This is a genomic window from Micromonospora lacuserhaii, assembly GCF_036902735.1.
Taxonomy (GTDB): domain Bacteria; phylum Actinomycetota; class Actinomycetes; order Mycobacteriales; family Micromonosporaceae; genus Micromonospora.
Window position 1 is genome coordinate 12,020 of record NZ_JBAKHO010000058.1, and the last position, 19,915, is coordinate 31,934.

Sequence of the window (19,915 nt, forward strand, 5' to 3'; positions counted from 1 at the left end):
GCGGAAGAATATCGGTTTCACCGTCGAGGGGCGGCGGGCTGGCCCGGCGCCTGCGCAGCTGCTCGGCACTTGACGGCCACGGCTCCGCATCCGGCGTTCAGTTCGGTTCCTCGGCCGGCGGCCAGTGCGATTCCTCGGCCCGACGCCGGCGCGGGTCCGGCGGGGGACGCCAACGCCGTTCGGCCGGAGGCCCGTACGCCTCGGCACCCGAGCGCCAAGCCGGCTGCTCCGCCGGATTCCGGTAAGGGTCGGCAGCCGGCGGCCGGTACGGCTCCTGCGACGAAGGCTCGTACGGCCGATTGGCGGCACGCCGGTGCGGCGGCTGGGCCGACGGATGGTGCGAATCGACACCCGGCGGCCACTGCGCCTGCTCCACCGCCTGCCCGTACGGCTCGCCAGCCGAACGCCGACGCGGCCGCTCGGGCGACGAGCGGCCCGATTCGGCCGGCGGCAACCACGTCGTCGCCCCGTCTCCCTGCCAGCGCGGTTCCTCGACCGCGCGCCGACGCGTACCTGCGGCGGGCCGGTAGGGCCCAGCGGGCGGGTACCCCGGCGGGGCGGCGGGCGGGTACCCCGGCGGGGCGGCGGGCGGCACCGACGGCCCGGGCATGGCAGCGGGCCAGGGGGGGTGAGCAGCGGGTGGCCGGGACGGAGGGACCCGGGGCATCACGACCGTAGGCGCGTCTGTCGCGGGGCGAGGCGGGGGCAGCACCACCGTGTCGGCGTCGATCTGACCAGCGATCCCCGTGTCGGCAGGGACGTCCTCTGATTCCTTGTCGGCGTCGAGGTGGCGGCCGTAACCCACGAAGATGGCCAGGCACATCATCGCGCCCAGGTACTCCCAGGCCTCTACCACGAGAGACGCGCCGGAGAGACCTGCCAGGACGGCCACGTGGAGCACCGCCGACGGCCGCGTCGCGCCGCGGCGCCACAGCCAGAAGAGCAGGTAGCCGACGGCGGCGATGAGCACGACCATCATCGGCAGCCCGTACTGGAGGGCCACGCTGACGAAGTAGTTGTCGACGAAGATCTGCTCGCCACCAGCGACGCGGGACACGGTGGCCGCGCCCGCCGCACCGATCCCCCCGCCCCAGAGCGGCAGATCCCCGCCGAGCAGACCGGACCAGATCTCGAAGCGCTGGAAGAGGCTGTTGGCCCCGGTGGCGCCCACCGCCACGAAACCCGCCAGGACGCAGACGATGACGCCCAGGCCGACCAGCCGGGCGCGGCGTCTCGCGGCGGCGCTGCCGGACCGGTTGGCCACTGCGGCCGCGACCACGCCGCCCACCAGGAGCAGGGCGCCGGATCGGCTCGTGCTGAGCGCCAGGCACACCAGGGCACTGACCGCACCGAGATGCCACGACCAGCGGGTGGGCCGGCCTCCGCGGGCCAACCACAGGGTCGCGTAGCCGAGCAGGAAGGCGCCGGCGAGGATTCCCAGCTCCGCGTTGAACTCGGTGAGTCCCGGGGCGCGGAATGTGTTGCCGATGTACCGGACGTTCCGCCCCTCCTCGAAGCCCCACTCCACCAGCTGGGCAGGTCCGATGATCAGCTCGGCCACCGTGGCCGCCACGTTCGCCATCATGAGCCACGCGGCGACGGTCACCATGCGGAGGACGTCGGGCCGGGGCAGCGCCGTCATGACCAGCAGCAGGAGCAGCGGCATCACCGTCAGCCGAAGCCCGACGGCGGTCTGCGCCGGGCCGTGGTTCGCGACGCCGATGAGGCTCCACACGCCGAGCACCATCAGCGCCACCACGCCGGCGATGAGCTGGGTGTGGCGCCAGCGACGGCGCACCACCATGCGCAACGCGTGGACGCCCGTCACTGCGGCGACGGAGAGCCCGAGAGCGTAGTCCCGGCCGCCGAAGGCGTCCCCTACCAGGCCCTCCAACCCGGAGAAGCGCAGGCCCAGAGGGGCGTTCAGCACGACGAACACGTACGCCATGCCCGGCACCGGGCGGACGGCGAAGAAGCCGAGCACGGCGAGGAGCGCCGGCAGCAGGGGTGGAAGCCCGACGACGGCACACGCCGCGACGGCCACCGGAAGCGCGACCGCGGCGGCGATCAGCAGCCGCCGATCGCGCCGTCCGCTCGGGGCCGTTGAGCGTGGGCCGGACGTCATCGTCGGGTCGCTCCGGCAGGTCGATGGGGCGCCTCGTGGCGTCCACGGACGGCGTCGTACGCGTCGACCACCGCGTCGACGTGCCGGTCCCAGTTCAGCTCACGTCCGTCCGCGGCGGCGGACGCGGCGATCGGGGCGTACTCGGACCGGGACATGCCGGCGGCGTGGCGCAGCAGCGCCGCCAGATCCGCCGCGGTGTCGAAGACCCGCACCGACGTCTCGGACGCCATCGGCGGCCGAGCCACCGAGCTGGTGACGATCGGGCGGCCCGCCCGAAGCGCCTCCACGCACGAGATCGGGAAATTCTCCGCCCACTGGCTGGGGAACACGAGCCAACCCGCGCGTCCCATCGCCGCCTCCTTGCCCGCCGCGTCGAGGAAGCCGAGGTAGTGCAGCCCGGGCAGGTGCCGCGCCGCCTCCTCGACGGCCGGCCGCCGCGGTCCGTCGCCGCCGATCAGCAGGGTGGCGTTCGCCTTCCCGGCGACCTCACGCCACGCGTCGAGCAGCAGGTCGATGCCCTTGTGCTCGCTCAGCGCACCGAGGAAGAGGAACACCGTGGGGTCACCCGCCGGCCACGACACGGGTGCACCGGCCGCCGGAACCGCCAGCGGTACGACGATACCGCCGAGCCGGTGAGCGGCCGGCACGTGACGCTGGGCGATGTCCCTCGTCCGCGCCGCCGGCCAGAGCATCGAGACTCCGCGCATTCGCCGGACCAGCCAGGCCGATCGCAGCCCGAGGAGCCGGTCCGCCACGGCCGACCGGCCGTGGTTGGCGAGGCTGTTGTTCGGATCGCAGAGGGCGTAGTCGTGGACGGTGTGGCAGGTCGGCCAGGTGCGGGCGAGCCGTGCCACCGGCAGCGCGCCGAGGCCCTGCCAGTTGTGGACGTGCACCACGTCAGGTGCGAACGCCCGCAGCGTGCCGACGTTCAACCCGGTGGGGTCGAACAGGTCGCCGAGGTGGGTCAGGACCTTGCCGGCCCGCGTACCGGGCCGGCCCAGCCGGGCGGCGAGCCGGGGCGCGACGGGCGCGTCGTCCGGCAGGCTGTGCGGCGAGGGAAGGCTGACGACCCCTACCTCGTGGCCGCGCTCCCGCAGCGCGGTGGAGAGGTCCCGGACGTACTGCTCGGCGCCGCCGCGGATCGCGAACGACGAGTGGACCATGGCGATCCGCACGGCTCAGACCTGCTTTCCGATCGAGTGGGGGGTCGATGCCCGAACGCCCGGGTCGCTGTCGAGGGCCAGGAGGTCGGCGAGGTGCCGGGTCGCATCCCGCCAGGGCCGTCCGGCCGCGCCGGGGGCCGGCCGGGGCCCGCTGATCGCCTCCGCCACCGCTCGCGCCAGCGCCGTCGCCGTCCAGGCCGTCATGCGTACGGCCTGCCCTTCGGTCGCCTCGTGCAGGGCAGGGTCCGGTGAGATCACGGTCGGGGTGCCCAGCCGCAGCGCCTCGGCCGCCGGCAGCCCGTACCCCTCGAAGTGGCTCGGCATGAGGAAGGCGGCGGCGCCGGCGATCGTGGCCGCGTAGTCATCGTCGGACAGCCGGTCGAGCAACAGCACCCGGTCGGCGGCCGGGGACGCCGCCACCGCGGCCTCGAACCGCTCGACCCGCTGCCCACCGGTGAGCACTACGAGCACGTGCGCGGGCAGGTCGGGCAGGGCCTCGACCGCCAGCTCTACGCCCTTGTGCGGGGCGTGTCCGGCGACCACTAGGTAGGGGCGGCCGCCGGTGGCGGCGAGCACCGGCGCCGCCGGCCCGTCGGCCACGAGACGGACGTCGCTGCCCGGGTGCCAGACGACCATGCGGTCCTCCGGCACACCGTAGAGGCCCAGCAGGTCGTGCCGGGTGCGCGCACTGACGCAGAACAGCCGCCGGGAGCGGTTGATCGCGGTGCTGTAGCTGGCCCGCCGGTACTGGCGCACTGCGGCCGACAGGTCGTGCGGCCAGAGCTTGAACGCGAGGTCGTGCACGACGGTGACGACCGGCAGTTGGCTTCCCATGATGGCCATCGACGGGCTCAGCGACAGCACGGTGGTCGCCTCGTCCCGTACCGCGTTGGTCACCTTTCGCAGCGTGGTCGTGGCGGACGCGACGGCGCGGGCGCGGTCGCCGCTCTGCCGGCTGACCACGTCGACGTACGCCGCCGAGTCGGCGGGGGGTTCCCAGGCCGGTGGTACGGCGACCAGCCGGAGGCGCCCTCCGGCCGGCCAGTGGCGGGTGACCTCGGTGAGTACGCGGGTGATCCCGCCGGGGCCCACGCCGCTGCAGTCGACGACCGTGGTCGGGTCAGCGGCTCTCATGCGCGATCCACTCCGCCATGCGGGCCGCGAACCGCTGCGCCGAGAAGGTGGTGGCATGCTCACGGATCCGCGCCCGGGACAGCTCGTCCACCCGGCGCACCGCGGCGGCGTGGTCCGCCGGACGCAGGGAACCGACCAGGAACCCGGTCTCGCCATCCACCACGGTCTCCAGCAGTCCCCCGCTGTTGAGGCCGATGACGGGGGTGCCGCAGGCCTGCGCCTCGACAGGAATGATGCCGAAGTCCTCGTGAGCGGGGAACAGCAGCGCGCGGGCACCGGCGTACAGCTCCCGCAGCCGCTCGCGGGTCGGCCGGACCTCGAACGTGACCGGTACGCCGGCATCGGCCGCGGCGCGCCGCAGCCGGGTCTCCTCCGGTCCGGAGCCTGCGATCGTGAGCGGCAGCCCGGCCTCGGTGGCCACCTCGATCATGAGGTCGAAGTTCTTGTACGGGATCCACCGCCCGACGCCCAGCAGGTAGTCACGCGACCCGTCGGTCGTGGCAGCGCTGAAGTAGTCGACGTCCACCGGCGGGTGGATCACCGCGGCGTCGCGCTTCCAGAACCGCTGGATGCGCTTCTGGACCTCGCGGGAGTTGGCGGCGTAGGCGTGCACGTGCCGGCTCATCCGCACGTCCACCGCCTGCAGCATCCGGCGCGGCCCGCTCAGCAACGCCCCCGATCCGCGGCCGTCGAAGTCGGGACTCCACACGTAGCGGGCGGGCGAGTGGATGTAACTCAGGTGCCGGGTGCGCTCCGGCGGGCCGAGCCGGACGGTGTGGGCGAACGCGTGGCTGGACGAGATCACCACGTCGTAATCCTCGTTGCCGACAGTCCGCCAGGCGAGCGGCATCAGCGGCAGAGCGAGCGCCTTGCTGTTGCGCAACGGGGTGCGGGCGAGCCAGCTCTCGTGGAGGCCCAGTCGCTCGACCTCGACGTCCTTGTCCGCCCACAGCACGATGCGCCGGGCGTGCGGCACGAGGTCCGCGATGGCCAGGTAGACGTTCTCCGAGCCGCCGGTCGCGCCGAACCACTCGTGCACGACCGCCACCGAGCGGTCGCCGAGCAGCGGTGGCCGTACCTCCGGTGCGACGACGGGTCGGGTGTCGTCGAGGGATGTCATGTCGTCTCGCTCACGTGGAAGTCGGCGGGTGGATTCGGCGGCGGACGCCGGCAGGAACGGTCAGCTGTTACGGCGCCACAAATCGCGCAGGGCGTCCCAGTTGCCGGCGATGCCGGCCTCGCAGAGCGTCTCGACGTAGAGCGCACCCTCGACGTCGTCGCGGTCCCACCAGACGCCGCAGATCGCCCGGCCGTCCTCGCCCTTGAACGCGTACTCCACGTAGCTGCCGGAGGCGCCGGTGACGCCGCCGGTCGTGCGGGTCACCTCGCGAAGGCCCGGCGCCAAGGCACCGCCGCCGAGGTTGAGCTGCTGGCGGTAGGCGCGCGCCGCGTCCTTCTGCGCCCTGGCCGGGTAGAGCGCGAAGTGGAGGGACGCACCGCCGTAGCGGCAGAAGACGTGGCGTTTCTCGTCGGCGGGCAGCTTCGGGCCACCGACCTCGCTGTCGGCCGCGCAGCCGCCGATCCGAGTCAGCCAGGGCTCGGCCAGCGCTGCCAGGTCGCCCTCGAACTTGGTCTTGTTGATGGAGAACTGCGTCGCCTCGTACGGCGGGAGTGAAGGGCTGGCCGACGGCGGGGCCACCTCCTCGTCGCCGCCCCCGCCGAGGAAGAACCCCGCGGCGCCGGCGACCAGGGCGAGCGCCAGCGCCACGGCGACCAAGATCCAGCCGCGGCGCTTCGGCTCCGGCCGCACCGGGGCGATCCGTGGTCCCCCGGACGAGGCGAACGGATCCGGCGCGACGGGCGTCGCGGGGACGGCCACCGGTGACACCGGCAGGCCGGAGGTCGGCTGGGCCGCCATCGCCCAGGGCAGCGGCGCACCGGAGGTGGGGCTCGGCGCGCCGGAGGTCGGGTACGACGGCTGGGCCACCGTGCCGGTGTCCGGGATCAGGACCTGCGCCTCGGACTCCGCCGGGTGCAGATCCATGCCGAGGGTCTGGAACAGTCGCTGCGCGCCCATCCCCTCCTCGGAGGGGTACGCCACCCACGGCTTCGCGGCGGCGAAGTCCGCGTTGACGTACCGCTGGCCGCCGGGGGTCAGCGCCATGGCGTTGGCCGCGTTCGCGAAGGCCTCCCGCCACGGCTGGTCGGTCGCCGCGGCGCCCTCGAGCACCGCTATGGTCACCAGCCGGTCCTGCCCGTCGATGGCCCACCATGCCGTGCCCACCGGGCAGACGCCGAGCGTCTCGGTGAACCTGTACGGACCAACCGGCTGCATGCCACGACTCCTCTGCTCACCCGCCGTGCGGATAGTACAGAGATGAGGCCCGCCGCCTTGCCCTCCGGTCGTCTGCCCGGGGCACGACGAACGCCCGTGACGGCGGGCGGGCCGGCTCGACCCGCACTGACCTGTGACAGATCACACTCCGATGTGGACCGGTACGGGCCGCCCGCGCCACGGACGCCGGAGGTTGCTTTATGAAAGTTTTCATGCATAGAGTCACGGCATGAATGACGGAGCTGTCGCCGCACCCCCTGACCGGGTGCTCGACCTGTTCCACGGCGTCCGGCTCACCCCCACCCAGCGCCGCATCGCGCACTGCCTGGTGCAGCACGCCGCCGCCGCGGCGTACCTGTCGGCCGCCGAGGTGGCCGAGCTGGCCGGGGTCAGCCAGCCCTCGGTGACCCGGTTCGCCGTCGCGCTGGGGCACGACGGCTACCCGGCGCTGCGCCGCCGGCTGCGTGAGGTGACCGCCGGCGCGGACGGCGCGGACGGCGACGGCAACGAGCTGCAACGGGCGGTCCGGGCCGAGATGGCGAACCTGGACCGGCTGGCCGGGCAGCTCGCCGACCGGGACCGGATCGCCACCGCCGGGCGCCTGCTGGCGGCGAGCCGTCCCCTGCCGGTGGTGGGGCTGCGCGCCGCCGCGCCGCTGGCCGCGTACTTCGCGTACTTCGCCGCCAAGGTGCACCCGGACGTCCGGGTGTTGGACGACGGCGGCAGCCTGCTCACCGACCGCCTCGAACAGGCGGCGGCGGCCGGCGCCACCGCGCTGCTCGCCTTCGTGCTGCCCCGCTACCCCCGGGAGACCTTCGACGCGCTGCGGGAGGCCCGCGACGCCGGCCTGACCGTCGTCGCGATCACCGACTCGCCGGTCAGTCCCGCCACCGAGTACGCCGAGCTGGTGCTTCCCGCCGCGGTCGGCACCGACCTCGTCTTCGACCTGCACACCGCCCCGATGACCCTGGCCATGGTGGTCCTCCAGGCGATCTGCGACGCCTCCCCGGCGGACACGCAGGCCCGCCTCGAGGCGTTCGAGTCGTCCGCCGCCCGTCGCCAGTTGTTCCTCGGCTGAGAGGAGTACGCACATGCACCAGCCCGTCCGTGCCGCCCGCGGCACCGCACGCACCGCGAAGGGGTGGCCGCAGGAGGCCGCGCTGCGGATGCTGATGAACAACCTCGACCCCGAGGTGGCCGAACGCCCCGACGACCTGGTCGTCTACGGCGGCACCGGGAAGGCCGCCCGGGACTGGCCGTCGTACCACGCGCTGGTGCGGACGCTGACCGAGCTGCGCGACGACGAGACGATGCTGGTGCAGTCCGGGCGCCCGGTCGGGGTCATGCGGACCCACGAGTGGGCGCCGCGGGTGCTGCTGGCCAACTCGAACCTGGTCGGCGACTGGGCGACCTGGCCGGAGTTCCGCCGGCTGGAGCAGCTCGGGCTGACCATGTACGGGCAGATGACGGCCGGCTCGTGGATCTACATCGGCACCCAGGGCATCCTCCAGGGCACCTACGAGACGTTCTCCGCCGTCGCCGCGAAGCGGTTCGGCGGCAGCCTGGCCGGGACGCTGACGCTGACCGCCGGCTGCGGCGGGATGGGTGGGGCGCAGCCCCTCGCGGTCACCATGAACGGCGGCGCCTGCCTGGTCGTGGACGTGGACCGGACCCGGTTGGACCGCCGGGTGCACGACCGCTACCTCGACGAGGTGGCCGACTCCCTGGACGACGCGGTGGCGCGGGTGCTCGCCGCGAAGCGGGAGCGCCGGGCGCTGAGCGTCGGCGTCGTCGGCAACGCCGCCACCGTCTTCCCGGAGCTGCTGCGCCGGGGCGTCGAGATCGACGTGGTGACCGACCAGACCAGCGCGCACGACCCGCTGTCGTACGTGCCGGAGGGGGTGGAGCTGGCCGACGCCCGGGACTACGCGGCAGCGAAGCCGGCCGAGTTCACCGACCGGGCCCGGGCGTCGATGGCGAAGCACGTCGAGGCGATGGTGGGCTTCCTCGACGCCGGCGCGGAGGTCTTCGACTACGGCAACTCGATCCGCGGCGAGGCGAAGCTCGGCGGGTACGAGCGGGCCTTCGACTTCCCCGGCTTCGTGCCGGCGTACATCCGGCCGCTGTTCTGCGAGGGCAAGGGCCCGTTCCGCTGGGCGGCGCTCTCCGGCGACCCGAAGGACATCGCCGCCACCGACCGCGCCATCCTGGACCTGTTCCCGGAGAACGAGTCGCTGGCCCGGTGGATGCGGATGGCCGGCGAGCGGGTCGCCTTCCAGGGCCTGCCGGCGCGGATCTGCTGGCTGGGCTACGGCGAGCGGGACAGGGCCGGGGTGCGGTTCAACGAGATGGTCGCCTCGGGCGAGCTGAGCGCGCCGGTGGTCATCGGCCGGGACCACCTGGACTGCGGCAGCGTGGCCAGCCCCTACCGGGAGACCGAGGCGATGGCCGACGGCTCCGACGCGATCGCCGACTGGCCGCTGCTCAACGCGCTGGTCAACACCGCCAGCGGGGCGAGCTGGGTCTCCATCCACCACGGCGGCGGGGTGGGCATCGGCCGGTCGATCCACGCCGGGCAGGTCTGCGTCGCCGACGGCACCGCCCTGGCCGGGCAGAAGATCGAGCGGGTGCTCACCAACGACCCGGCGATGGGCGTCATCCGGCACGTCGACGCCGGCTACGACACCGCCCGCGAGGTCGCCGAGCGAACCGGCGTCCGGGTGCCCATGGCGGAGAAGACCGCGTGAGCGCGAGGAGTGCAGCGCAGCGGAGCCCCGCAGTCGCGAACAACAGGGGCACCGTGAGCGCGAGGAGTGCAGCGCAGCGGAGCCCCGCAGTCGCGAACAACAGGGGTACCGCGTGACCGACCTCGCCGGCCGGTTCCGGCAGCTCTGGGACGACATCGCCCCGGTCGGGCGGGACGCCGGCAGCGGCGGCTATCTGCGCTACGCGCTGACCGAGCCGGAGCTGCGGCTGCGGGACTGGTTCCGCGAGCAGGCCGACCGGCGCGGCATGCCGGTGACCGCCGACGGCAACGGCAACCTCTTCGCCTGGTGGGGCGATCCGGAGGCGGGCGGCGCCGTGCTCACCGGCAGCCACTTCGACTCGGTGCCGCACGGCGGGGCGTACGACGGGCCGCTCGGCATCGTCAGCGCGTTCCTCGCCGTCGACGAGCTGCGGGCCGCCGGGGTCACCCCCGACCGGCCGGTGGTGGTGGCCGCGTTCGTGGAGGAGGAGGGCGCCCGCTTCGGCGTACCCTGCCTGGGGTCCCGGCTGCTCACCGGGGAGATCGCGGTGGACCGGGCGGCCGGGCTGCGCGACGTGAACGGGGTGAGCTTCGCCGAGGCGCTGGGCGACCGGCCGGCGGGCGCCGACGCGGGTCTGCTCGGCCGCTTCGCGGCCTTCGTGGAGCTGCACGTCGAGCAGGGCCGCGCGCTGGTCGAGGCCGGCGCGCCGGTCGCCGTCGCCAGCGCGATCTGGCCGCACGGCCGGTGGCGCTTCGACGTGCTCGGCGAGGGCAACCACGCGGGTACGACCCGGATGGCCGACCGCCGCGACCCGATGCTCACGTACGCGTTCACGGTCCTCGCCGCGAACAAGGAGGCCCGGCTGCGCGGCGCGCACGCCACCGTCGGCCGGGTGTCGGTGGAACCGAACGCCACCAACGCGATCCCGTCGAAGGTGACCGGCTGGCTGGACGCGCGGGCGGCCGAGCCGGAGACGCTGCACGGCCTGGTCGAGGCGGTGCGGGCCAAGGCCGCCGAGCGGGCCCGCCGGGACGGCACCGAGTTGACCGTGACCGAGGAGTCGGCGACCCCGCTGGTGGCCTTCGACGGCGGGCTGGCCGGCCGGCTGGCAGCGCTGCTGGACGCCCCGGTGCTGCCCACCGGGGCAGGGCACGACGCCGGGGTGCTCGCCGCGCACCTGCCCACCGCGATGCTCTTCGTGCGCAACCCCAGCGGGGTGTCGCACTCCCCCGCCGAGTCGGCCACCGACGCGGACTGCGCCGCCGGGGTGACCGCCCTGGCGCGGGTGCTGGAGGAGCTGACATGCCGCTGACCCGCTGGCTCGCCGAGTACGCCTGGCTGCCCGAGCACGCCGAGCCCACCCCGGACGTGCTGATCGAGACCGACGGCGGGCGGATCACCGCGGTCACCCCGCTGACCGCCGGGAGCCGGCCGGACGCCGGCGTCGAGGTGCTGGTCGACGCCGTCCGACTGCCCGGGCTCACCCTGCCCGGGCTGGCCAACGCCCACTCGCACGCCTTCCACCGGGCGCTGCGCGGGCGTACCCACGGCGGCCGGGGCGACTTCTGGAGCTGGCGGGACGGCATGTACGACGTCGCCGCCCGGCTCGACCCGGACTCGTACCTGGCGCTGGCCCGGGCCACGTACGCGGAGATGGCGCTGGCCGGGATCACCTGCGTCGGCGAGTTCCACTACCTGCACCACGGGCCCGACGGCCGCCCGTACGACGACCCGAACGTGATGTCCGCCGCGCTGGTCGAGGCGGCCGCGCACGCCGGGATCCGGGTCACCCTCCTCGACGCCTGCTACCTGACCGCGAGCGTGTCCGGCGATCCGTTGGTCGGCCCGCAGCGGCGCTTCGGCGACGGCGACGCGCTGCGCTGGGCGGACCGGGTCACCGCGTTCACCCCCGGGAACGACCACGCCCGGGTCGGCGCGGCCATCCACTCGGTGCGCGCGGTGCCGGCGGAACAGCTCGCCACCGTCGCCGGCTGGGCCCACCGCCGCGACGCGCCCCTGCACGTCCACCTGTCGGAGCAGCCCGCCGAGAACGACGCCTGCCGGGCGGCGCACGGGCGTACCCCGGCCGGGCTGCTCGCCGAGCACGGCGTGCTCGGCCCGGCCGTCACCGCCGTGCACGCCACCCACCCGACCAGCGCCGACCTGGCCCTGCTCGGGGAGCACCGGACCGGCGTCTGCCTCTGCCCCACCACCGAACGGGACCTGGCCGACGGGATCGGCCCGGCCCGGCGGATGGCCGAGGCGGGCAGCCCGCTCAGCCTCGGCAGCGACAGCCACGCGGTGGTCGACCTCTTCGAGGAGGCCCGGGCCGTGGAGCTGGACGAGCGGCTGCGCACCCGCCGGCGGGGCCACTTCACCGCCGTCGACCTGCTCACCGCCGCCACCAGCGGCGGCCACGCCGCGCTCGGCTGGACCGACGCCGGCCGGCTCGCCGTGGGCGGCCGGGCCGACCTGGTCACCGTACGACTCGACACCGCGCGCACCGCCGGCGTACCGCCGGTCGGGGTGTTCTTCGCCGCGACGGCCGCCGACGTGGCGCACGTCGTGGTGGACGGCCGGGTGGTGGTCCGGGAGGGCCGGCACGTGGACGTGGACGTGCCGGTCGAGCTGGAGTCGTCGATCCGGGCGGTGACCACGTGAGCGCGAGGAGTGCGCCGGTTATGCGAGCCCCGCAGTCGCGAACAGAAGGGGGCACCGGGTGAGCAGCCTGCTGGTCGACAACATCGGCGAACTGGTCACCAACTCGCCGGGCGGGGACGGGCTGCTCGGCCTGCGCCGCGACGCCGCCGTGCTGGTCGAGGAGGGCCGGGTCGCCTGGATCGGCCCGGCCGGCGACGCGCCGGCCGCGGACCGGCGGATCGACGCCGAGGGCGGTGCGGTGCTGCCCGGCTTCGTGGACAGCCACGCCCACCTGGTCTTCGCCGGGGACCGGGCCGCCGAGTTCGCCGCCCGGATGGCCGGTGAGCCGTACACCGGCGGCGGCATCCGCACCACCGTCGGCGCCACCCGGGCCGCCTCCGACCACGTGCTGCGCGGCACCGTGCGTCGGCTGCGCGCCGAGGCGATGCGGCAGGGCAGCACCACCATCGAGATCAAGAGTGGGTACGGCCTCACGGTCGCCGACGAGGCCCGCTCGCTGCGGATCGCCGCCGAGGTCACCGCGGAGACCACCTTCCTCGGCGCGCACGTCGTCCCCGCCGAGTACGCCGACCGTCCCGACGACTACGTCAGCCTGGTCTGCGGCCCGATGCTGGCCGCCGCCGCGCCGTACGCCCGCTGGATCGACGTGTTCTGCGAGCGGGGCGCGTTCGACGTGGACCACGCCCGGGCGATCCTCTCCTGCGGGCAGGCCGCCGGGCTGGGCGCCCGGCTGCACGCCAACCAGCTCGGCCCCGGGCCGGGCGTACGGCTGGGGGTGGAACTCGGGGCGGCCAGCGTCGACCACTGCACCCACCTGGACGACCGCGACGTCGACGCGCTCGCCGGCTCGGCGACGGTCGCCACCCTGCTGCCCGGCGCCGAGTTCTCCACCCGGTCGCCGTACCCGGACGCCCGCCGGCTGCTCGACGCCGGCGTGACCGTCGCGCTCGCGACGGACTGCAACCCCGGATCGTCGTACACCTCGTCGATGCCGTTCTGCATCGCCCTCGCCGTACGCGAGATGCGGATGACCCCGGCGGAGGCCGTCTGGTCGGCGACCGCCGGGGGCGCGGCGGCGCTGCGCCGCGACGACGTCGGGGTGCTGCGGCCCGGCGCCCGGGCCGACCTCGTGCTCCTCGACGCCCCCACCCACCTGCACCTGGCCTACCGGCCCGGTGTTCCCCTGATCCGCCAGGTTCTGCACAACGGAGTGCCGCAATGTCGACCGTGACCATTCAGCCCACCGGGATCAACCCCGCCGACGTCCTCGCCGTGGCCCGCGGCAGCGCCAAGGTCGTCCTCGACCCGGCGACCGTCGAGGCCATGGCGACCAGCCGGGCCATCGTGGACGGCATCGAGGCCGCCGGCCGCCCCGTCTACGGCGTGTCCACCGGCTTCGGGGCGCTGGCCAACACCTTCATCGCGCCCGAGCGGCGCGCCGAACTCCAGCACGCGCTGATCCGCTCGCACGCCGCCGGGGTGGGCGCGCCGATGCCCCGCGAGGTGGTCCGGGCGATGATGCTGCTGCGGGTCCGCTCGCTGGCCCTCGGCCGCTCCGGGGTCCGGCCGCTGGTCGCCGAGGCGCTGGTCGACCTGCTCAACCACGACATCACCCCGTGGGTGCCGGAGCACGGCTCGCTCGGCGCGTCCGGCGACCTGGCGCCGCTGGCGCACTGCGCGCTGGTGCTGCTCGGCGAGGGCTGGGTGCTCGGCCCGGCCGGTGAGCGGCTCGACGCCGCCGACGCGCTGCGCGGGGCCGGGCTGGAGCCGATCGCGTTGGCCGCCAAGGAGGGGCTGGCGCTGATCAACGGCACCGACGGCATGCTCGGCATGCTGCTGCTGGCCATCCACGACGCCCGGCACCTGTTCACCATGGCCGACGTGACCGCCGCGCTGGCCATCGAGGCGATGCTCGGCTCCGAGCGTCCGTTCCTGCCGGAGCTGCACGCCATCCGCCCGCACCCGGGGCAGGCCGCGTCGGCGGCGAACATCCACCGGCTGCTCCAGGACTCCCGGGTGATGGACTCGCACCGCGACGACCTGGCGCACGCGGTGCAGGACGCGTACTCGATGCGCTGCGCGCCGCAGGTCGCCGGCGCGGCCCGGGACACCCTGGACTTCGTCGACACGGTCGCCGGGCGGGAGCTGCGCTCGGTGGTGGACAACCCGGTGGTGCTGCCCGACGGGCGGGTCGAGTCGACCGGGAACTTCCACGGCGCGCCGCTCGGCTTCGCCGCCGACTACCTGGCCATCGCCGCCGCCGAGGTGGGCGCCATCGCCGAACGCCGGGTCGACCGGCTCCTCGACGTCGCCCGCAACCGGGAGCTGCCGGCGTTCCTCTCCCCCGACGCCGGGGTCAACTCCGGGCTGATGATCGCCCAGTACACGGCGGCCGGCATCGTCGCGGAGAACCGCCGCCTCGCCGCGCCCGCCTCGGTGGACTCGCTGCCCACCAGCGGCATGCAGGAGGACCACGTCTCGATGGGCTGGGCGGCGGCCAAGAAGCTGCGCACCGTGCTGGACAACCTGACCAGCCTGCTCGCGGTGGAGCTGCTCGCCGGCGTACGCGGGCTCCAGCTCCGCGCGCCGCTGGAGCCGTCGCCGGCCGGACGGGCCGCGGTCGAGGCGCTCGGCCGGCTCGCCGGCGAGCCCGGGCCGGACGTCTTCCTCGCGCCGGTGATGGAGGCGGCCCGGGCGGTGCTCGCCGGGTCGGAGCTGCGGGCGGCGATCGAGCGGGAGGTCGGCCCGCTGGGCTGACCCTGCCGGGTCCGCTGCCGTCCGCCGTGGGTCAGACGGCGGGCGGCAGCACCTTGGCGACCAGCTTCGCGAGGTCGCGCAGCGCCTTGCCGCGGTGGCTGATCGCGTCCTTCTCCTCCGGCGTCAGCTCGGCGTTGGTCCGGTCCTGGCCGTCGCCGAGGAAGATCGGGTCGTACCCGAAGCCGCCCTCGCCGCGCGGCGCGCGCAGCAGCCGGCCGGCCTGGCGGCCGTCGACCAGGTGTTCCTTGCCGCCGGGCAGCACCAGCGCGACCGTGCAGACGAAGGACGCGCCCCGGTGCTCGTCGGGCAGGTCGGCGATCTGGTCCAGCACCAGCTGGAGGTTGGCCCGGTCGTCGCCGTGCGCGCCGGCCCAGCGGGCGCTGAACACGCCCGGCATGCCGTTGAGGGCGTCGACGGCCAGCCCCGAGTCGTCGGCGATGGTGGGCAGGCCGGTGCGCCGGCAGCCCTCCCGGGCCTTGATCAGCGCGTTCTCGCCGAAGGTGAGGCCGCTCTCCGGCAGCTCCGGGTACGCCTCGACGTCGTCCAGCCCGATCAGGGCGATCCGGTGCGCGCCGAGCGCGCCGTCGAGGATCCGCTGCAGCTCGATGAGCTTCTTGCGGTTACGGGTGGCGAGCAGGACCTTGTTCATGACGCGAGTGCCTTCCGCTGCGCCTCGACCAGTTCCATACAGCCCAACGCGCCCAGGTCGAGCAGGGCGTCGAGCTGCGCGCGGGAGAAGACGCCGTCCTCGCCCGTCCCCTGCACCTCGACGAACTCGCCCTCACCGGTGCAGACCACGTTCATGTCCACCTCGGCGGCGACGTCCTCCTCGTAGCAGAGATCCAGCCGGGGCTCGCCGGCGATGATGCCGACGCTGACCGCCGCCACCGACCGGTGCATCACCTTCTCCGGCTTGCCGGCCAGCGCCTTGCGCCCGGCCAGCCAGGTGACCGCGTCGTGCAGCGCCACGTACGCGCCGGTGATCGCGGCCGTCCGGGTGCCGCCGTCGGCCTGGAGCACGTCGCAGTCGAGCACGATCGAGTTCTCGCCCAGCGCCTTCAGGTCGATGCTGGCCCGCAGGCTGCGGCCGATCAGGCGGGAGATCTCGTGGGTACGCCCACCGACCCGGCCCTTCACGCTCTCCCGGTCCGAGCGGGTGTTGGTGGCCCGGGGCAGCATGGCGTACTCGGCGGTCACCCAGCCGAGCCCGGAGCCCTTGCGCCAGCGGGGCACGCCCTCGGTGACGCTGGCCGTGCAGAGCACCCGGGTGCCGCCGAACTCGACGAGCACGGAGCCTTCCGGGTGGGTGCTCCAGCCCCGGCTGAGGGTCACAGGTCGGAGTTGGTCGGGCTGTCGCCCGTCAGGTCGCGCCATGCCTGCACCCTATGCGGTCGGTCGTACCGGTCGGCCCCCGGTGCCCTCACGCCACGGCGGCGCCCCCGGCGTCGCTCCGGCGGGCGCGGGCGCGACGGCGCGCGAATGGCACGCGCGGGAGACCCGCGGCCGTCAGACCTCGTAGGTGGCGCCGGCGCGGACCACTTCCAGCGCTCCGGCGTACGCGCCTGCGGCCGACTCCAGGGTGTGCGCCTCGCTGCCCCAGGCCGCCACCAGGTGGGTCAGCAGCAGCCGGCCCACGCCCGCCTTGGTGGCCGTCTCGCCGGCCTCCCGCCCGGTGAGGTGCAGGTCCGGCGGGTTCTCCATGCCGTCGAGGTAGCTGGCCTCGCAGAGGAACACGTCGGCGTCCTGGGCCAGCCGCAGCAGCGCGTCGCAGGGCGCGGTGTCGGACGAGTAGCAGAGCACCCGCCCGCCGTGCTCCAGCCGCACGCCGTACGTCTCGACGGGGTGGTTCATCCGGTCGACGGTGACGGTGAACGGGCCGATCGGAAAGGTGCCCGGCTGCAGGCCGTAGAACTGGTAGACGTCCTCGACGGTGCTGTCGTCCTGGCCGTACGCGGCGGCGAGCCGGTCCGGCGCGCCGGGCGGGGCGTAGACCGGCAGCGGCGGGTACGGGCCGTCCGGGGCGTAGCGGCGGACCACCACGTAGGACACGGCGTCGAGGATGTGGTCGCAGTGCAGGTGGGTCAGGAGGATGGCGTCCGGGGCGTGCAGGCCGACGTAGCGCTGGAGGGTGGAGAGCGAGCCGGAGCCGAAGTCGACCAGCAGCCGGAAGCCGTCGGCCTCGACCAGATAGGCCGAACAGGGGGATTCGGGGCCGGGGAAGCTCCCCGCGCAGCCCAGGACGGTCAGTCTCACGGAGTTGCCCCGCGATGACTCACCGTAGTCGACACGCCGGTGTCAGCCCCGCCGATGATCTCTACCGACGCGTACGCCACGCAGCGCAGCCTACGCGCAGCGACGGCGGGGCAAGAATCATCCACTGGAAGTTGTCATCAACGTGACACCCGTCGGGCCGGCCGGAGACCGGCCGGCCCGAGCCGGATGTCAGGCCCAGAGCTGACCCTCGAGGGCGTCCTCGGCGTCGGCGAGGGTGCCGCCGTAGGCGCCGGTGGAGAGGTACTTCCAGCCGCCGTCGCAGACCACGAAGGCGACGTCGGCGCGGCGGCCGTCCCGAACCGCCTCGTGCGCCACCGCGAGGGCGGCGTGCAGGATCGCACCGGTGGAGAAGCCGGCGAAGATGCCCTCCACCTCCACCAGCTGCCGGGTACGCAGCACCGCGTCCCGGGTGCCGACGGAGAACCGCCGGTTCAGCACGGTGGCGTCGTAGAGCTCTGGGACGTACCCCTCGTCGATGTTGCGCAGCCCGTAGACCAGCTCGCCGTAGCGGGGCTCGGCCGCCACCACCTGGATGCCGTCGACCTTCTCCCGCAGGTAGCGGCCGGTGCCCATCAGGGTGCCGGTGGTGCCGAGACCGGCCACGAAGTGGGTGATCGTGGGCAGGTCCTGCAGCAGCTCCGGCCCGGTCGTCTCGTAGTGCGCCCGGGCGTTCGCCTCGTTGCCGTACTGGTAGAGCATCACCCAGTCCGGATGCTCGGCCGAGATCTGCTTCGCGGTGGCGACGGCCTGGTTCGAGCCGCCGGCGGCCGGCGAGAAGATGATCTCCGCGCCGTACATCCGGAGCAGCTGGACCCGCTCGGTCGAGACGTTCTCCGGCATCACGCAGACCAGCCGGTAGCCCCGCAGCTTGGCCACCATGGCCAGCGAGATGCCGGTGTTGCCGCTGGTCGGCTCCAGGATGGTGTCACCGGGCCGGAGCCGGCCGGCCTCCTCGGCCGCGCGCACCATGAACAGGGCCGCGCGGTCCTTGATGCTGCCGGTCGGGTTCCGGTCCTCGAGCTTCGCCCAGAGCCGCACCGGCGGTGCCCCCTCGGGCACCGTCGGCGAGAGCCGGGGCAGCCCCACCAGGGGGGTGCCGCCGCAGGCGTCGAGCAGGCTGTCGTACCGCGCCATGACGACCGCCCTCAGCGGGCGGCGACGGCCGCGCGACGGGCGACGGCGTGCGAGGCGATCGCGGCGGCCGCCGCGAAGCCGAACGCGCCACCGGCCACCGCCGGCAGGATGGTCACGCTGTCGCCGTCGTTGAGCTTGGCGTCGAGCGCGCCGAGGAAGCGGACGTCCTCGTCGTTGACGTAGACGTTCACGAAGCGGTGCAGCGCGCCGGCCTCGGTGACCAGGCGGCCCTTCAGGCCGGCGTGCCGGGAGTCCAGGTCGGTGAGCAGGTCGCTCAGGGTGTCCCCGGCGCCCTCGACGACCTTCGCGCCGCCGGTGTAGCTGCGCAGGATGGTGGGGATGCGAACCTCGATGGCCATGACGTAGTACTCCTTGATCGGGTGTGCCTCGGTGACGGACGGAACGGGTGTTCGGCGCTGAAGGATCAGCGGCCGGAACACTCGTAGTCGACCGTCGCCGGGCTCTGCCCGAACATGTACGACTGCACGGCGTGCGGGTCCACCCCGGCGTCCACGATCCGCACCGGCTCCTCGGTCACCACGCCGTCGACGATCCGGAACGAGCGGATCTCCTCGGTGTCCGGCTCACGGGTGGAGATCAGCAGGTAGTGGGCGCCCGGCTCACCGGCGAAGGAGATGTCCGTCCGGGACGGGTAGGCCTCGGTCGCGGTGTGCGAGTGGTAGATGACGACCGGCTCCTCGTCGCGGTCGTCCATCTCCCGCCACACCCGCAGCTGCTCCATCGAGTCGAACTCGTAGAACGTCATCGAGCGGGCCGCGTTGTCCATCGGGATGTGCCGGGTGGGGGTGTCGCTGCCGGCGGGACCGGCGACCACGCCACAGGCCTCGTCCGGGTGGTCCCGGCGGGCGTGGGCGACGATCGCCGTGACGATCGACCGGTCGATGCTCAGCACGCCGACCAGCCTAACCTCTCCGGGTCACGAGCTGCGAAGTGGTGGCCGTCACCAATCAGTCGATCAAGGCGTTGAGCAGGGATTCCTGCAGATAGCCGAGGTACGCGTAGACCGACAGTTGGAACACCCGGGAGGAGCTCGGGTCGGCCGCCACCGCGTCGTCCAACTCCTCGCCGAGGTCGGTGCCGTCCTTGATCTCCAGCCGGACCCCCATCGCCAGCCGGGCGTCGTTGAGCGCCCGCAGCCAGGCCTCGGCGGCCTCGGCGTCCAGCCGTACCTCGCCGCCCGCCTCGTCCGGCAGCGCCGCGAGTATCGCGCCGGCCTGATCGATCTTGGCGGTCTTCAGGTCGCCCTCGGTGTAGCGGCGGAACTCGGCCGCGCCGGCCGGATCCTCCGGGTACGCGTCGGGGAAGAGCCGGCCCACCACCGGGTCGGTGTGGTCGAACCCGTCGGTGAGCAGGCCGACCACCTCGGTGGCGACCTTGCGCAGCACCCGGACCTCGTCGACCGCGAAGGTGGCGACGTACCGGCCGCTCTGACGCCGGAACATGCTCACGATTCCGGCCCTGTTCGCGACTGCGGGGCTCGCAACCCCGGCTCACTCCTCGCGCTCACGGTGCCACCTCGGTTCGCGACTGCGGGGCTCGCAACCCCGGCTCACTCCTCGCGCTC

18 protein-coding genes are annotated in these 19,915 nt (G+C 74.1%); 6 read left to right on the forward strand and 12 right to left on the reverse strand.

Translation table 11 applies throughout. The annotated features are described in order from the left end of the window. Positions 1-97: 97 nt before the first annotated feature. The 5 genes from V6U81_RS25130 to V6U81_RS25150 are packed head-to-tail and all read right to left on the reverse strand — an operon-like array spanning position 98 to position 6,757. Complete coding sequence (locus V6U81_RS25130; protein WP_334492728.1) at positions 98-2,125, reverse strand: O-antigen ligase family protein; 2,028 nt, start codon at positions 2,123-2,125, stop codon at positions 98-100. Continuing rightward, on the reverse strand, positions 2,122-3,300 hold the full coding sequence (locus tag V6U81_RS25135; protein ID WP_334492730.1) for a glycosyltransferase: 1,179 nt from the start codon (positions 3,298-3,300) through the stop codon (positions 2,122-2,124). The genes V6U81_RS25130 and V6U81_RS25135 overlap by 4 nt, the downstream gene beginning before the upstream one ends. A gap of 3 nt (positions 3,301-3,303) precedes the next feature. Next, complete coding sequence (locus tag V6U81_RS25140; protein ID WP_334492731.1) at positions 3,304-4,422, reverse strand: glycosyltransferase; 1,119 nt, start codon at positions 4,420-4,422, stop codon at positions 3,304-3,306. Further along, the gene (locus tag V6U81_RS25145) at positions 4,409-5,542 is read right to left on the reverse strand and encodes a glycosyltransferase (RefSeq protein ID WP_334492733.1); all 1,134 of its coding nucleotides are present in this window, start codon (positions 5,540-5,542) and stop codon (positions 4,409-4,411) included. Before V6U81_RS25145 ends, V6U81_RS25140 begins: the two co-directional genes overlap by 14 nt. A gap of 60 nt (positions 5,543-5,602) precedes the next feature. Further along, entirely contained in the window at positions 5,603-6,757 is a 1,155-nt protein-coding gene (locus V6U81_RS25150) for a hypothetical protein (protein ID WP_334492735.1), read from the reverse strand. Between the two features lie 229 nt (positions 6,758-6,986). Here V6U81_RS25150 and V6U81_RS25155 point away from each other — a divergent pair, with 229 nt between their 5' ends. The 6 genes from V6U81_RS25155 to hutH all read left to right on the forward strand — a co-directional run bounded on the left by V6U81_RS25155 (position 6,987) and on the right by hutH (position 14,922). Continuing rightward, on the forward strand, positions 6,987-7,835 hold the full coding sequence (locus tag V6U81_RS25155; RefSeq protein ID WP_334492737.1) for a MurR/RpiR family transcriptional regulator: 849 nt from the start codon (positions 6,987-6,989) through the stop codon (positions 7,833-7,835). Between the two features lie 13 nt (positions 7,836-7,848). After that, positions 7,849-9,504 (forward strand): urocanate hydratase, encoded by a 1,656-nt coding sequence (hutU, locus tag V6U81_RS25160; protein WP_334492739.1) that lies wholly within the window; start codon positions 7,849-7,851, stop codon positions 9,502-9,504. Between the two features lie 112 nt (positions 9,505-9,616). After that, entirely contained in the window at positions 9,617-10,816 is a 1,200-nt protein-coding gene (locus tag V6U81_RS25165) for an allantoate amidohydrolase (RefSeq protein ID WP_334492741.1), read from the forward strand. Then, positions 10,813-12,165, forward strand: a complete 1,353-nt coding sequence (locus V6U81_RS25170) for a formimidoylglutamate deiminase (RefSeq protein ID WP_334492758.1) — start codon at positions 10,813-10,815, stop codon at positions 12,163-12,165. Before V6U81_RS25165 ends, V6U81_RS25170 begins: the two co-directional genes overlap by 4 nt. A 58-nt stretch (positions 12,166-12,223) precedes the next feature. Continuing rightward, the gene (gene hutI / locus V6U81_RS25175) at positions 12,224-13,396 is read left to right on the forward strand and encodes an imidazolonepropionase (RefSeq protein WP_334492743.1); all 1,173 of its coding nucleotides are present in this window, start codon (positions 12,224-12,226) and stop codon (positions 13,394-13,396) included. Then, the gene (gene hutH, locus V6U81_RS25180) at positions 13,384-14,922 is read left to right on the forward strand and encodes a histidine ammonia-lyase (RefSeq protein ID WP_334492745.1); all 1,539 of its coding nucleotides are present in this window, start codon (positions 13,384-13,386) and stop codon (positions 14,920-14,922) included. Before hutI ends, hutH begins: the two co-directional genes overlap by 13 nt. A gap of 31 nt (positions 14,923-14,953) precedes the next feature. Here the strand turns inward: hutH and rdgB are convergent, their stop codons facing one another. From rdgB to V6U81_RS25215, 7 genes are all read right to left on the reverse strand, one after another. After that, a complete protein-coding gene (rdgB, locus tag V6U81_RS25185; protein WP_334492746.1) occupies positions 14,954-15,571 on the reverse strand; it encodes an RdgB/HAM1 family non-canonical purine NTP pyrophosphatase in 618 nt (205 codons plus the stop codon). After that, positions 15,568-16,296, reverse strand: a complete 729-nt coding sequence (gene rph, locus V6U81_RS25190; RefSeq protein ID WP_334492748.1) for a ribonuclease PH — start codon at positions 16,294-16,296, stop codon at positions 15,568-15,570. The genes rdgB and rph overlap by 4 nt, the downstream gene beginning before the upstream one ends. A gap of 132 nt (positions 16,297-16,428) precedes the next feature. After that, positions 16,429-17,175 (reverse strand): MBL fold metallo-hydrolase, encoded by a 747-nt coding sequence (locus V6U81_RS25195; protein WP_334492750.1) that lies wholly within the window; start codon positions 17,173-17,175, stop codon positions 16,429-16,431. Positions 17,176-17,364: 189 nt separating this feature from the next. Beyond that, positions 17,365-18,330 (reverse strand): PLP-dependent cysteine synthase family protein, encoded by a 966-nt coding sequence (locus V6U81_RS25200; RefSeq protein WP_334492752.1) that lies wholly within the window; start codon positions 18,328-18,330, stop codon positions 17,365-17,367. Between the two features lie 11 nt (positions 18,331-18,341). Continuing rightward, positions 18,342-18,689: a MoaD family protein gene (locus V6U81_RS25205; protein ID WP_334492754.1), complete on the reverse strand. Its 348-nt coding sequence runs from the start codon at positions 18,687-18,689 to the stop codon at positions 18,342-18,344. A gap of 65 nt (positions 18,690-18,754) precedes the next feature. Continuing rightward, entirely contained in the window at positions 18,755-19,243 is a 489-nt protein-coding gene (locus tag V6U81_RS25210; RefSeq protein WP_334492755.1) for a M67 family metallopeptidase, read from the reverse strand. 55 nt (positions 19,244-19,298) lie between these two features. Next, the gene (locus V6U81_RS25215) at positions 19,299-19,793 is read right to left on the reverse strand and encodes a DUF2017 domain-containing protein (RefSeq protein ID WP_334492756.1); all 495 of its coding nucleotides are present in this window, start codon (positions 19,791-19,793) and stop codon (positions 19,299-19,301) included. Positions 19,794-19,915: the final 122 nt, after the last annotated feature.

Excerpts from the sequence above, each read along its gene's own strand:
- V6U81_RS25140 (WP_334492731.1), bottom strand. The coding sequence starts at position 4,422 with ATGAGAGCCGCTGACCCGACCACGGTCGTCGACTGCAGCGGCGTGGGC.
- V6U81_RS25215 (WP_334492756.1), bottom strand. The coding sequence starts at position 19,793 with ATGTTCCGGCGTCAGAGCGGCCGGTACGTCGCCACCTTCGCGGTCGAC.
- V6U81_RS25155 (WP_334492737.1), top strand. The coding sequence starts at position 6,987 with ATGAATGACGGAGCTGTCGCCGCACCCCCTGACCGGGTGCTCGACCTG.
- hutH (WP_334492745.1), top strand. The coding sequence starts at position 13,384 with ATGTCGACCGTGACCATTCAGCCCACCGGGATCAACCCCGCCGACGTC.
- rph (WP_334492748.1), bottom strand. The coding sequence starts at position 16,296 with ATGGCGCGACCTGACGGGCGACAGCCCGACCAACTCCGACCTGTGACC.
- hutU (WP_334492739.1), top strand. The coding sequence starts at position 7,849 with ATGCACCAGCCCGTCCGTGCCGCCCGCGGCACCGCACGCACCGCGAAG.
- V6U81_RS25205 (WP_334492754.1), bottom strand. The coding sequence starts at position 18,689 with ATGGCCATCGAGGTTCGCATCCCCACCATCCTGCGCAGCTACACCGGC.
- V6U81_RS25150 (WP_334492735.1), bottom strand. The coding sequence starts at position 6,757 with ATGCAGCCGGTTGGTCCGTACAGGTTCACCGAGACGCTCGGCGTCTGC.
- V6U81_RS25200 (WP_334492752.1), bottom strand. The coding sequence starts at position 18,330 with ATGGCGCGGTACGACAGCCTGCTCGACGCCTGCGGCGGCACCCCCCTG.
- V6U81_RS25145 (WP_334492733.1), bottom strand. The coding sequence starts at position 5,542 with ATGACATCCCTCGACGACACCCGACCCGTCGTCGCACCGGAGGTACGG.
- rdgB (WP_334492746.1), bottom strand. The coding sequence starts at position 15,571 with ATGAACAAGGTCCTGCTCGCCACCCGTAACCGCAAGAAGCTCATCGAG.
- V6U81_RS25130 (WP_334492728.1), bottom strand. The coding sequence starts at position 2,125 with ATGACGTCCGGCCCACGCTCAACGGCCCCGAGCGGACGGCGCGATCGG.